Annotated in this window: 12 protein-coding genes; 4 read left to right on the top strand and 8 right to left on the bottom strand. The window is 70.9% G+C overall.

The annotated features are described in order from the left end of the window. Positions 1–121 precede the first annotated feature (121 nt). Positions 122–274: a hypothetical protein gene (locus ASF21_RS16665; protein ID WP_157365697.1), complete on the top strand. Its 153-nt coding sequence runs from the start codon at positions 122–124 to the stop codon at positions 272–274. A 98-nt stretch (positions 275–372) separates the two neighbouring features. Here the strand turns inward: ASF21_RS16665 and ASF21_RS01365 are convergent, their stop codons facing one another. Then, complete coding sequence (locus ASF21_RS01365) at positions 373–1,326, bottom strand: manganese catalase family protein (RefSeq protein ID WP_055765761.1); 954 nt, start codon at positions 1,324–1,326, stop codon at positions 373–375. A gap of 221 nt (positions 1,327–1,547) precedes the next feature. Here ASF21_RS01365 and ASF21_RS01360 point away from each other — a divergent pair, with 221 nt between their 5' ends. Both ASF21_RS01360 and ASF21_RS01355 read left to right on the top strand, forming a co-directional pair. Then, positions 1,548–1,793 carry a hypothetical protein gene (locus ASF21_RS01360; RefSeq protein ID WP_055765757.1) on the top strand — a complete coding sequence of 82 codons (246 nt, stop codon included), beginning with the start codon at positions 1,548–1,550 and terminating at the stop codon, positions 1,791–1,793. Next, positions 1,790–2,566 (top strand): CPBP family intramembrane glutamic endopeptidase, encoded by a 777-nt coding sequence (locus ASF21_RS01355; protein WP_235498618.1) that lies wholly within the window; start codon positions 1,790–1,792, stop codon positions 2,564–2,566. Before ASF21_RS01360 ends, ASF21_RS01355 begins: the two co-directional genes overlap by 4 nt. Positions 2,567–2,629: 63 nt before the next feature. Here the strand turns inward: ASF21_RS01355 and ASF21_RS01350 are convergent, their stop codons facing one another. The 5 genes from ASF21_RS01350 to ASF21_RS17095 form a co-directional block, all read right to left on the bottom strand. Continuing rightward, entirely contained in the window at positions 2,630–2,866 is a 237-nt protein-coding gene (locus tag ASF21_RS01350) for a hypothetical protein (RefSeq protein WP_055765754.1), read from the bottom strand. Between the two features lie 88 nt (positions 2,867–2,954). Further along, a complete protein-coding gene (locus tag ASF21_RS01345) occupies positions 2,955–3,791 on the bottom strand; it encodes a sigma factor (protein ID WP_055765751.1) in 837 nt (278 codons plus the stop codon). A gap of 47 nt (positions 3,792–3,838) precedes the next feature. Further along, positions 3,839–5,119, bottom strand: a complete 1,281-nt coding sequence (locus tag ASF21_RS01340; protein WP_082471315.1) for an ABC transporter permease — start codon at positions 5,117–5,119, stop codon at positions 3,839–3,841. 92 nt (positions 5,120–5,211) lie between these two features. Continuing rightward, positions 5,212–5,889, bottom strand: a complete 678-nt coding sequence (locus tag ASF21_RS01335) for an ABC transporter ATP-binding protein (RefSeq protein ID WP_055765748.1) — start codon at positions 5,887–5,889, stop codon at positions 5,212–5,214. Then, on the bottom strand, positions 5,886–6,485 hold the full coding sequence (locus tag ASF21_RS17095; RefSeq protein WP_055765745.1) for a hypothetical protein: 600 nt from the start codon (positions 6,483–6,485) through the stop codon (positions 5,886–5,888). Before ASF21_RS17095 ends, ASF21_RS01335 begins: the two co-directional genes overlap by 4 nt. Before the next feature lie 115 nt (positions 6,486–6,600). Here ASF21_RS17095 and ASF21_RS17090 point away from each other — a divergent pair, with 115 nt between their 5' ends. Beyond that, positions 6,601–7,341, top strand: coding sequence for a hypothetical protein (locus ASF21_RS17090; RefSeq protein WP_055765742.1), 741 nt, complete (start codon positions 6,601–6,603; stop codon positions 7,339–7,341). Between the two features lie 120 nt (positions 7,342–7,461). On the opposite strand, the gene ASF21_RS01320 is transcribed toward ASF21_RS17090, so the two are convergent. Next, positions 7,462–8,487, bottom strand: a complete 1,026-nt coding sequence (locus tag ASF21_RS01320) for a hypothetical protein (RefSeq protein ID WP_055765739.1) — start codon at positions 8,485–8,487, stop codon at positions 7,462–7,464. Between the two features lie 361 nt (positions 8,488–8,848). Next, positions 8,849–12,037 carry an RICIN domain-containing protein gene (locus tag ASF21_RS01315; RefSeq protein ID WP_082471151.1) on the bottom strand — a complete coding sequence of 1,063 codons (3,189 nt, stop codon included), beginning with the start codon at positions 12,035–12,037 and terminating at the stop codon, positions 8,849–8,851. Positions 12,038–12,047: the final 10 nt, after the last annotated feature.

Genomic DNA, 12,047 nt, shown 5'->3' with positions numbered 1-12,047 from the left:
CGCGCCGCCTGCGGGGGATACCAAGCCTGCTGATGATAGGCGTAGGCTGACGGGACGACGTCGGACGAGCACCGCTGCCGCGTCGGACCGACCAGGCACCATCCCACCGGAAGGACGTCCCATGAGTACTCACGACGAGAAGCCCCAGCACGATCCGAGCGCCGACCAGCAGCTGTCCGAGTCCCTGGAGGGACATAAGGAACTGGCCGACGAGGCCGAGGAGGGCTCACCCCTCGAGGAGACCGACAGCCCGGTGCGCACCGAGAACAGCTGACCCGCTCCGGCCGGGCCGACGTAGCGGCACGGCTGGACGGGGTAGACGCAGAAGGGGCGCCCGCAGCAGCGGGCGCCCCTTCCGTCGTTCGGGCAGGACTACTTCTCGACCGGTCCGAACATCGCATCGATGTCCGCCATCTCCAGGTCCGCCGTCGCCTGGATGAGCTCGAGCAGCGCGGGGTCCAGCCCGGGGGCGAACTCCTCCAGGCGCTCGGGCGCGATCTCCGACGGCACACCCTGCGGGGCCTGCTCGCTGGCGTCCAGCTGGGTGCCGTCGTTCGACGGGGACAGCCCCTGGTAGATCTTCCCGGCCTCCGACTGCCCCTTGAGGTCGAAGGTGTACTGCTTGCTCTGCAGCCCGAGGTCGAGGAGCTTCTTGACCTCCGGGAACTGCTCGGCGTTGGTCTTGGGGATGGGCAGCAGCGCTTGCCACTTCACGCCGAGCGTCTCGAGGGCCTTGGCGTAGCCGTTCTCGTGTGCCTGGTCGCGGACGATCAGGTAGGCGATGGTGGAGCGGGCGGTCTTGTTGTCCGTCATCTCGTACATCCGGCACTTCTGGAGCCGGCCGGTCGCCTCGAGCATCAGGTTGTACAGGAGGTCCAGCGGCAGGTTGCCCGAGTTGTAGACGTAGCTTCCGCTCCAGGGATTACCGGCCGAGTCCACCGGCATGGCACCCTGAGCTCCCACGAGGTAGTGGTGGATGTTGCCCTGGGACAGGGCGAGGTTCAGCGGGATCGCGCCACCGGCGCCGGGGGTGTCCAGCGGGTCGTCGAGCGTGCCCTGGTAGCGGGGTGAGCCGTCGAGGAGCCGGGAGATGGTCGTGCCGATCAGTTCGACATGGCTGATCTCCTCCGTGCCGATGCCCTGGATCAGGTCACGGTAGGGCTTGGCGGCCGCGCCGCGGAAGTTCATGCTCTGGAACAGGTACTGCATCATGGTGCGCATCTCGCCGAACTGTCCGCCGAGGCCCTCCTGCAGGGCGTTGGCTGCGGCGGGATCCGGCTCGTCGGGGATGATCTCGTTGATGAGCTGCTGGACGTGGAAGAACATGGGACCTCCTCAGGGAGCGGCAGAATGCCACTCGATTCCCACACTCGTCCCGAGAAGTCGACCTCACAACCACCCTTGCTTTTCTGTGGTGGGGGTTGCCAGAACCACCCTGATCGGCGGCACCGGCGGAATCATCACGACGGCGGCAGCCCGCGGCTCCGTCGGTGTCGGTCGATCCCGCCGCGCCCCGTAGGCTGGGAGCTCACCATGCTGGGGGGTCCATGATGTCCGGGAAGAAGTACGTCTGGTTCGTCGTCGCGGGAGGATGCTTCGTGGCGGCGGCACTGGTCTTCGGCGGGCGGTCGCTGCTGCTCGACTGGCTGGGCACGTCCCCGGCATACCGCACGGTGATCGCCGCCGGCTGGGTCCTCCTCGCCGCGGGGGCCGGCGCGGTGGCGAGGGGATGTACCGCCGAGGTGCCCGACGGCGATGCGTCCCGTGGGGCGACCGAGGGCAGCACGCCGTGAGCCCGTTCCCGGGCGGCGTCGGCCCGGCAGCCCAGGTCCGCCAGACCCATCGCGGGTATGGCGCCGATGCCGCCGGACCGGTGGTGACACTGCGGCAGGCGGGCTGGGCCCTGATGTTCGTGGTGCTGTACGTGGCGGCGGCGTGCGGGGTCATCCTGGTCCTCGGGCTGACAGGCCTCGTCGACTTCACGCTGGAACTCCTCGTGCCCGTGCTGCTGGGAACCGTCACCGCGGCGGCGCTCGCAGCGCTGTCCGTCCATCTCGTCCGCCGCAACCACCTCACGGCGGCCCAGCTGGGCTTCCGCCGCCCGGGCCCACGGATGGCCCACCTCCTCTGGCAGATCCCCGCGGCCATCTCGGGCGCCCTCGTGCTGCAGGGCGTGTTCCTCGCCGTCCTCGGTCTGACGGGGTTCGACATCGGCGCAGCCCCCACGACCAACGATCCGCTGGCGGACCTGGCCGGACTCCCCGTCCCGGTCGTCCTGTTCGTGGTGCTCGTCGTCGCGGTCCTCACGCCGCTCTGGGAGGAGGTCCTCTTCCGCGGCGCGTTCCTCGACGGGTTCGGCCGCCGCTTCCGCCCCGCGCTCGCCGTACTGCTGTCCGCCGCCCTCTTCGCCGCCGTGCACCTCGTGGTGGTCGGGTTCGCCTATCTCTTCGCGCTCGGCGTCGCGCTGGCCCTTCTGCGACGGTTCCACGGGAACCTCTGGGCGCCGATCCTCCTGCACGCCGTGAACAACGGCCTCGCCGTGCTGATCGTGCTCTCGGGTACCTGACCCTCGAAGGTGCGGCCCCCGAAGGTGCGGACCCCGAAGGCGCGGACCCCGAAGGCGCCCCCTTCAGTCCTCCGGGAGCGCCGCGAACGTCTTCTTGGTGCCGTTGTACCAGCCAAGCCCCTTGATCGGGTTCTTCCAGCGGCCCTTCATGGCGGCGCGCGCCGGCTGGTGCGCGGTGTCACCGGCGGTGACGGCGTCCTTCAGGTGCTGGTCCTGGGCCTGGATGATGATGTCCGCGGAGTCACCCGTGAGGGCGAGATCGCAGGGGCCGCCGAGCTGCTTGCAGGTCATGGTCTTCATGGCGTGTTCCTCCTGTGGATGCGGGCGACCCGGAGCGGCGCCCTACCTGTACGACGACGGCGAGCAGCCGGATGTGACACCGGCCGCGTCATTTCTTCTCCGCACCCGTCCGACGCACGAGGGAGGCGAGGACCTGCGGCTCCGCCCGGAAGGTGATGGCGTGCACCAGGCCGTCGGCCACGGTGAAGTCGAAGAGCACGCGGGCCTCGCCCCGGTGGTACCAGGCGGCGCCGGGACGGCCGTCGACGACGACGGGCAGGGCGGCTTTCGCGGCGCCGTCGAACATCGAGGCGACGGCCTCGCGTCCGGAGAGCAGCTCCGGAGTCCCCGCCGCGATCGCGGCGGTATCGGCGCGGACGACGGCGTCGGGCGCCAGCAGGTGCAGCAGGCGTGCGAAGCTGCCGCCGCGGGAGGCCTCGAGGAAGGCATCGACCACCTCCCAGTCGGCGGGCGCTTCCGCCGGTACGGCCACCGCGACCTTCGAGCGGGCGCGTGACGCGAGTTTCCGTGCGGCATCGGCGGACACATCGAGGACGGCCGCCACGGTGCGGAACTCCACGCCGAAGGTGTCGTGCAGGACGAAGGCGACCCGCTCGGTCGGCGTGAGCCGGTCGAGGACGATCCGCAGCGCGACCCCGACCGCCGCCGCCCGGACCACGCCGTCCGCGGGATCGGGGGAGGAGGGCCCGACGTCGACCCCGGGCTCGACCGGTTCGGGGACCCGGGCGCGGAGCCGGTCGAGGCACAGGCGCGTGGTGACGACCGTGAGCCAGGCCGGCAGGTTCCCGATGACGGCCGTGGTGCCGTGCAGGCGGAGCCAGGCCTGCTGCACCATGTCCTCGCCCTCCGCGCGGTCGTCGAGCACGCCGGCGGCGATCCGCACGAGGCGCGGCCGCTCCGCCTCGAACTGTCCGGTCAGGTCCATACGGCCACCCTAGGCGGCGGAGGCCGTCCGGCGAAGGGAGCGCGGCCTCACGTGCCGCGGAGGGCCACGACGGGCTCGATGCGCGTCGCCTTCCGGGCGGGCAGGCTCCCTGCCGCGAGACCGACGATCGCGCCGAGGAGGGCACCGCCGACGGCGACCAGCGGATGCGTCACGGGCGTCCACTGCTGGGCCGCCGAGATGGCGATCACGGCGAACACCCCTGTGGTGGCACCGAGCAGCCCGCCGAGCAGACCGATGATCACGGACTCCGTGACGAACTGCGCGGCGATCTGCCGCCGCGTCGCCCCGATGGCACGTCGCAGGCCGATCTCGCCCGTACGTTCCATCACCGAGAGCATGGTGACGTTCGCGATCCCCACTCCGCCGGCGAGCAGCACGACGACGGACAGGACGACGAAGATGAGGTTCACGTCCGCCTGGACGGACTTGGCGAGATCCGAGCGTCCCTGCGGCGCTGCGACGGTGACGGCCTCGGGAGCATCGGGGGAGAGGGCGAGGGCCGCCTGCTCCGCGACCTGCGGGCCTGCGCCGATGACGATCCTGGCCTGCACCTCGCCGGGGGCGGTCAGGCCGAAGTCCTTCCGGGCCGCGCCGGTCGGGATGACCACGCTGTCGAGGAGTTCGGCGCGTTGCTGCACGTCGCCGAAGACGCCGACCACCGCGTAGGGGATGCCGTTGACGAAGATGGAGGGTTGGGAGTCCACGCGGGTGATGCCGAGGCGTCCGGCGAGCCGCTCGCCGAGGACTGCCACCCGGTCCTGGCGCTGGTCGTGGCCGTCGTCGAACAGGCGGCCGTAGCGGACGGTGCCCTCCAGCGCGTCGACGAGGCCTGCGGACGCCGCGAAGATCCGCGGTGGCACTGTCCCGGGGGCCGAGGGATCGTTGACGGGAACCGCCGTGACGGTGCCCTCGGGCAGGCTCACCTCGCTGATGAGCGCGGCCTGCTCGATCCCGGCGAGGCGCTCCATGCGCTGCACCGCGTCCCAGGGCAGCGAGCTGGTGTCCACGCTCTCGCCGTCGGCGGTCTGCGCCTGGGCGGGTGAGGCGACGATCTGCGTGGCGGCGAAGGCGTCGAACTGCTTGCTGAGCTGCCCCGCCGTCGTCTGGGCGAAGCCGATCGTGGCGACGAGGGCGCCGATGCCGAGGACGGTCCCCGCGAGGGTCATCAGGAGGCGGCCGGGGCGGGTCCCGAGATCCGACGTCGCTTCGATGAGGAGATCGGTGACGCCGAATCGGTCCGCGGCGGGCACGGGATGGAGCAGGTCCGGCAGGCCGTCGGTGGACTCGTCGGTCGTGCCATCGGTCATGTCATCCGTCGTGTCATCGGTCGTGCCATCTGTCGTGTCATCTGTGGCGTCGTCCGGCGCGGCGGGCGGGAGGTCGGGGGCGAGGTGTCGTGTCACGGGGCGCTCGTCACCCGTCCGTCGGCGATGCCGACACTGCGGGGTGCGCGGCGGGCCACCGCGGCGTCGTGGGTGATGATGACGAGCGCCAGGCCGTCGGAGACGAGCTCCTCGAAGAGTTCCATGACGTCGGTGGACGTCCCCCCGTCGAGGTTTCCGGTGGGCTCGTCCGCGAGGAGCAGGCTGGGCCTGGTGACGACGGCGCGGGCCACGGCCACGCGCTGGCGTTCACCGCCGGAGAGCGTGCCGGGCAGGAACGCGAGGCGGTGCCCGAGCCCCACGCGTTCGAGGGCCTGCCTCGCCCGGTCCTCCCGTTCGTCCCGCGGGGTCCCGCTGTACAGCATGGGCATCATGACGTTCTCCAGCACCGAGCGCCGTGGCATGAGGTGGAAGGCCTGGAACACGAACCCGATGCGCTGGGCCCGGACAGCGGCGCGCGTGTCCTCGTCGAGGGCGCCCGTGAGGTGGCCGGCCAGCCGGTACTCGCCGACGCTGGGCCGGTCGAGCAGGCCCAGGATGTTCAGCATGGTGGACTTGCCGGACCCGCTGGGACCGACGATCGAGACGTAGTCGCCGTCGTGCACGGTCAGGTTGATGCCCTTCAGGGCCTGCACCTCCGGCGGGCCCGGAAAGGACCGGGTGACGTCCCGCAGCTCGACGAGCGGCGTGCTCATCGCCCCACCACCACGAGATCGCCCTGCTCCAGTTCGCCCTCGAGGGGCGTGACCTCCACGGCGCCCGGCGTCGCCAGTCCGCTGCGGACCACCACCAGGCGCGTCGTCGTCTCCTCACCCGCCCGCGGGTCGCCCTCGGTGACCTCCACCCGCGTCTCGCCGCCGGGGCCGGCCGTCAGCGCGGCGTACGGGACCGAGAGGACCTCGCCGTCGGTGGCGCCGACCGCGATGGAGACCCGGACGTTCGAGCCCTGCAATTCCCTGATCTGTTCCGGGCTGAGCGGATCGGGCGTCAGCTCGATGGTCCACCGCTGGGAATCGCCCTCGCCCGGCGTCACCGCCGTGATGGTGGCCGGATGGGGCGTGCCGTCCGGCAGCTCGAAGGACGCCGTGTCCTCGACCTTCAGGAGCCGGGCGTCGCCCTCGGCGGCGGACCCGGACAGGCCGACGGTCGCACCCGAGACGGTCATCGCCGGGCCGTCGAGGACGCTGCCGCGCTGTGCGGCCACGGCATCGACGCGGCGCGGCAGTTCGGTGAGGTAGAGCACCTCGCCCGCGGGCAGCGCGGGCAGGGCGGCCACGTCGGCGCGCGCCAATTCCTCCTGCGCCGCGATCAGCTGCGCGGTCGCTGCGTCGACGGCGGCCCGCTGCGGTGCGTCGGTGCGGTCGGACCCGACCTGCTGCCGTCGCAGTTAGCCACTCCACCTCGACGTGCACGCGATCGCGGTTGAGGGCCGCCTCCGACAGGAAGTCGACGAGGGGCGCCACGGCGTTGTCGGCTTCGAGGATCTCGACGGCAGTGGCCCCGACCGGCGTGGCCGCGAGGTCGTTCTGGGCCGTGACGAGACCCTGCTCCGCGGAACGGACGGCCTCCTGGGCGGCCCGGAGGCTCTCCTCGCTGCCCTCCTCCGAGGCGGGGGCGCTGTAGCCGGCGTCCGTGTAGAGGGTCGCGACGGCGTTGGCCGCCTCGACGCCGAAGACCGGGTCCGCAGGATCGCCGGCGTCGATGCCGATCGTCCGGAGCGCGGTCTTGAACTGCACGACGTCGGGACCGGACACCCCGATCTGCAGGGTCCGGTACGCCGGGAGCTCACCGGGCAGGACGATCACCGGACGTCCGGCCACCTCGAGGGCGATCGAGAGCGCCTTCAGTTCCGCCCCCTCCTCCGGTACCTGACCCGTGACGACCGCCGCACCCGAGATGGACGACGTGTCGACGCGGACCTCCACCGGATCGGCGTACGCCACCTCGCCCCGGATGGTCACGTCGTTGCTGAGGCGCCCGAACTCGACGGGGACGGTCACGAGGCCGGGTGCCGGCGGCTCCGCCGTCGACGCGGCGTCGGCGGGGGAGACGAGGAACCGGCCGAGCAGCAGCCCGGCGACCAGGCTGAGGACGGCGGCGACGGCCACGATCCAGAGGGTGCGGTTGCGGCGGAAGACGGCGATTAGGCCGGCCCCGGATGCGCCGCGCGGGCCGTCCTCCCCGTCAGGGGCAGGAGTCAGGATTTCGTCGAGGCTCCGGGTCTCCGCCGTGGCTTCCGCGGTTCGGGCTCGCCGGAACCGTGCCACTCAGCTTCCCTGCTCGAGATCGGCGCGGAAGGCCTCGAGTTCGGTCTTGTGGTCGTCCACGAACTGCTGCTCCTGGGCGAACTGCACTTCCTGCTGCTTCTGCCGGTAGTCGGTCTCCTCCCGGCAGTCGAGGTCCGCGAGGGCGAGCTCGATCTCCTTCTCGCCGAGGGCGTCCATCTCCGCCTGGTTCGGCATGCCCATCCCACCCGTCATCGCCGTGTCATCCGTCGTGCCGATCTCACCGGTGCTCTCGTAGAGCTTGTTCATGTCCTCGTTGATGCTGGTCTGGGCGTCCATCTGCGCGGAGAACCCGGGGTGGCCCGCGTCCGCCATGCAGGAGGACCACGCCGCGTCGATCTCGGTGAGTTCGGGCGAAGTCATCATCGTCTCGTAGAACGTGTTCATCGCGTCCATGAGGGGCTTGTGCTCGTCCGTGGACATCGGGTCCACTGCGGTACCCCGCTCGTTCTCCGCCCACCCGTAGCAGCCGGCCGTGGTCCAGTCCCACTCCATCGGCTCACCCTCGGCGGGCATGTCCTCCGGATCCGGCATCGGCCCGTGCAGGGCCTCGTTGAACGCCTGCTGCTCCGACTCCGAGAGGCTCGCGACGTAGTCGGCATTGGCGTCGACGTATTCGCCCTCCCCGCCGGACTCCATGTCGTCGCGCCCGGGGTAGTTGATCATCCCGTACCCGTACTGAGCCACCCATTCGCGGGAATCCGGATCCCATTCATCACCGCTCACCGGCATGGACATCGAGGCGGACTGCACATTCGGTGAATATTCGAATCCTTCCTCCGACATGCATTGCGCCACGAGTTCCTCACGCTCTCGCTCGTCCTCCGCGAATTTCTTCTCCTGCTCCTCCTGGCTCAGGTCCCCGCCATAGGCGGAGGCGAAGAAAGCGGACAGCGGGGATTCCTTTTCGGCGGCGGGAGCTTCCTCCGGCGACGCGCAACCCGCGAGCAGGGCCGAAGCACACATCGTCGTGGTCAGGGCAGTGATGACGCGGGATGACAGTCGCACGGGTCCTCTTCCTCCATAGGGCAATAGTGAGGATGCTATTGCCTGGAATCGTCCACGGAGTCATACCCAGGGAGGACATCGCGGCCCGTTCGATAACGATTGGGAACCGTGTCCTTTTCGTCCCGTCAATGGTAGGCAATCAGGCGGTCTCCCCTTGATCGGATAATGCCGGACCGAATTCCTGCGGCAGACCCGGGGGGCCGCGCGTGTCAGCACAGCGGAGCACCACCACCCGGACAGCGTCAGGATCACCGCGGGTCCCTCGGCCCGTCGGCACCCTGAGACTGCTGCGAGATCCTCGGGACGACGACGGGGCGCCCGCTCGTGCGGACGCCCCGTCGGTCGGGTGGAGGGAGGGTGCCTAGCGGGTCAGCGTCACCCGGTAGGTGCCCGTCGCCGTGCCGTCCTCGCTCGTCACCGTGATGACGGCAGTCCGGTCACTGCCCTTCGGCTGCGTCACGGAGACCGTGGCGTAGGGATCAGCCGCTGCGGCGGACACGGCGGGCAGCTTGCCCTTGACCGGCACCGCGTAGGTGGTGACCGCCGGGTCGAAGCCGACGATCGGCGTAGCGCCGACGCTGATCGAGGAGAGCGTGGCGTCCGAGGACACCGCCGGAACGGCCCCGAGCACCTGGATCTCGCTGACCACCATGTGCGTGTTCGGGCGGGCCGTCATGACCACCCGCACGGACTGCGCCGTCACTCCGGTGAGCGGCAGGGTCACCGCGGGAGCCGGAGCGCCCGTGGGGACGGCCACCGGCGCGCCGGCCGAGGTCCAGACGCCGTCGGCGCCCTGCACCTGCAGCTGGAGGGTCTGCGCGTAGCTGTCCGTGGTGCCGTCGCGGAAGAAGTTCACCACGACGCCGCCCAGCGGCCGGGCCGACGGCAGGGTGACCGTCAGGGTGTCCGAGGTGTTCTTCGCGCTGGACTTCCAGTTGGACCAGGCCTTGTCGCGGAGATCGCCGTTGAACAGCCCGGCCGTGCCGTAGCCCGGCTCGGTGAACGTGGCCGTGGCGGTGGTGCCGCCGTCGTCGGCCACGTTGTCGAGCGTGCCTTCGGTGACCTGGATGCGGACGGTCGCCGGGAGCGTGCCGCCCGCGCCGTCGTCCGCCCGGCCGGCGAGCTCGTACACGCCGGGGGCGGGGTAGCTGACGGCGGTGTCCCAGGTGACGTCGCGGTCCACGGTGCCGCCGAGGCTGCCCACGGCCGTGACGGTCGGAGGCAGGACGGGAACGGCTCCGACGACGGCCTTGGCGCGTGCCGGCTGCGTGGAGACGAGGGTGTCGACCGTGACGGTCAGTTCGGCGGGGAACTGCGCGCCGGTGACGTCCGTCGCGGTGCCCTTGACCTTGACGGTCCCGGCCTTCTTCCAGCGGTTCCCGTTCGGGATCTTCCACTCGACGGGGATGGCCCCGCGGGCGCCGTCGCGGTACACCGGCGTCACGGTCTCCGGCAGCACGGGTGCGGTGCCGGGGACGGTGAAGGCGGTGGCCGGTTCGACGCCGAGCACGGTCTCGTCGACCAGTGTCCAGCGCTGGTTCGCGCCCGAGTTCGCGAGGTACAGCGTGACCGCCGCGCCCTCGGCCGTCGATCCGCCACCGACCTCGAGCAGGAGGTCGGTCTCGGCGTTGACGAACGTGTAGGTGCCGTCCCCGGTCGTGGAGGCGATCCACTCGGCCCGGGGGTTGCCACCGGCGGGAGCGACGACGGCGGCGCCGCCCTCGTCGGCGAGCTGCGCGGCGCCGTCGAGCGTGGTGATCGCATAGCGCTCGCGGTTCGTGTTGTCCTCGCCGAGGCTGGTGAAGCGGAACAGCTGCTGCGCGTCGGCGGGGTCGGTGGCGCTGATGACGGCGGTGCCGCCGGCGGTCTCGATGGACTTGCCGCTCTGCACGCCCTGCAGCCGGTACACGTGGCCGTCCTGGAGGGTGGCCGCGTCCCCGGCGATGCCCGAGACGCCGTCGACCACGAAGGTGGTGACGGACTCGGCCGGTGCGGTGACGAGGGCGCTGCCGCCCTCGATCGCGACCGGCTCACCCTCGACGAGGGCGCCGTCCGCATCGCTGACCACGGGGGTCACCGTGGCACCCCTGGCGACGGAACCGAACTTCGAGAAGTCCAGGACCACGGGCTTGTCCTCGGCGTCCTCGTTGATGTGCACGACGGCGGCACCGGAGTCGGTGATCGCGGCGGTGGTGTCCTCGTCGTCCACCTGCACCAGGCGGTCCCCGGGCTGGATGAAGTGCGTGTAGTTCCGCACGGTGTTGAACTTGGTGTTCGTGTAGATGGGGCACGTCTCGAGGGTGTCCACGTCGGTGCAGTCGAAGGGCATCTGGATGCTGCCCCAGTTGGCGCCGGCGGCGGACTCGCCGCCGGGTGCCATGTTGTCGTAGTCCTCGACGGGCTGCCAGAACACCCAGGCGCTGGGCTCCAGCTCGCGGAGGTCGTCGGTGATGCGCTTGGCCATGCCGAGGCCCGGCTCCATGCTGGTGAAGCTCTGGCCGTCACCCCAGGAGCCCTCGACCTCGCTCATCCACAGGGGCTTGTCCTCGGCCTTCGCGATGTCCCGGACGGTGGTGCGCTGCCCGGTGCCGTAGGTGTGCACGTTCAGCTGGTCCACGAGGGCGCGGACGTCCTCGGGGTAGGAGTTCCAGTTCGTGGCGAAGGTGCCGGGGTTGGTCTCGTCCATCGCGGAGATGGTGGCGTCCGTGTCGGCGTCCTGCAGCTGGGCGGCGAGGTCGCGGAGGACCTGCTGCTGCAGCTGCGGGCCCATGTGGGCGCCCTCCTGGCGGCCGCCGGTCGGTTCGCCGGTGGCGTCGAGCTGCGTGCTCCAGTAGTTGGTGTTCGGCTCGTTGAACGGGTCGAGGGTGTCCACCTCGATGCCGTGGGCCTTCTCCAGCTCCTCGGTGACGCGCACCAGGTAGGCGTTGAAGTCGGAGATGCTCCCGGGCTTCAGCTGGTCGGCGGTGGAGTTGAACCCGCCGGACGTGTAGCCGCTGACGGTCTGGAACCACGGCGGCGAGTTGCTGAACGTCTCCCAGTGGGTGATGTCCTGCTTGATGCGGTCGATCCACCAGCGCTGCGTGGCGTCCGCCTCGAGGTTCCAGTCCGCGGGGTCCTCGGGGGACCACCAGGCGGTGTCCTCGCGCGTGGTGCCCTCGGGGGCGTTCCACCAGCCCTCGACGGCGCCGCCGGGCCGCAGGTAGTCCTTCACGTCCGGGGCGTTGCCACCGCCGATGTTGTAGCGGGCGATGTTCAGGTTCAGGCCGTCGGGCCCGAAGACCAGGTCGGCGAGGCGGTTCCGGATCTCGTCCGGGTAGTCGCCGGTGGCGTTGGCGAACCAGACGAGGCTGGTCCCCCAGCCCTCGAACTCCTCCCCCTGGTAGGAGGGGTCCGGGGTGAGGGTCAGTGCGCCCTCGGGTGCCGCGGGCGGTGCGGGTGGGGCCGGAGGTGCGGCCTGCGCCGCACCTCCCATGAGGGAGGCTGCCGCCAGGACGGCGGCAACCCCTGTCGCGGCCGCTCGTGTGGCGGCGCGCCTGGATCGATTCGTCATTGAACGTGGT

The sequence above is a fragment of the Arthrobacter sp. Leaf234 genome, from assembly GCF_001422665.1.
GTDB lineage: Bacteria > Actinomycetota > Actinomycetes > Actinomycetales > Micrococcaceae > Arthrobacter_D.
The sequence above is the reverse complement of the archived record's forward strand: the minus strand, read 5'-3'. Positions and strand labels throughout refer to the sequence as shown.

Bases quoted from the DNA above. Each gene is read 5' to 3' on its own strand.
- ASF21_RS01345 (WP_055765751.1), bottom strand. From the start codon at position 3,791: ATGGACCTGACCGGACAGTTCGAGGCGGAGCGGCCGCGCCTCGTGCGG.
- ASF21_RS01335 (WP_055765748.1), bottom strand. From the start codon at position 5,889: ATGAGCACGCCGCTCGTCGAGCTGCGGGACGTCACCCGGTCCTTTCCG.
- ASF21_RS16665 (WP_157365697.1), top strand. From the start codon at position 122: ATGAGTACTCACGACGAGAAGCCCCAGCACGATCCGAGCGCCGACCAG.
- ASF21_RS01365 (WP_055765761.1), bottom strand. From the start codon at position 1,326: ATGTTCTTCCACGTCCAGCAGCTCATCAACGAGATCATCCCCGACGAG.
- ASF21_RS01360 (WP_055765757.1), top strand. From the start codon at position 1,548: ATGATGTCCGGGAAGAAGTACGTCTGGTTCGTCGTCGCGGGAGGATGC.
- ASF21_RS01340 (WP_082471315.1), bottom strand. From the start codon at position 5,119: ATGACCGATGGCACGACCGACGAGTCCACCGACGGCCTGCCGGACCTG.
- ASF21_RS01315 (WP_082471151.1), bottom strand. From the start codon at position 12,037: ATGACGAATCGATCCAGGCGCGCCGCCACACGAGCGGCCGCGACAGGG.
- ASF21_RS01350 (WP_055765754.1), bottom strand. From the start codon at position 2,866: ATGAAGACCATGACCTGCAAGCAGCTCGGCGGCCCCTGCGATCTCGCC.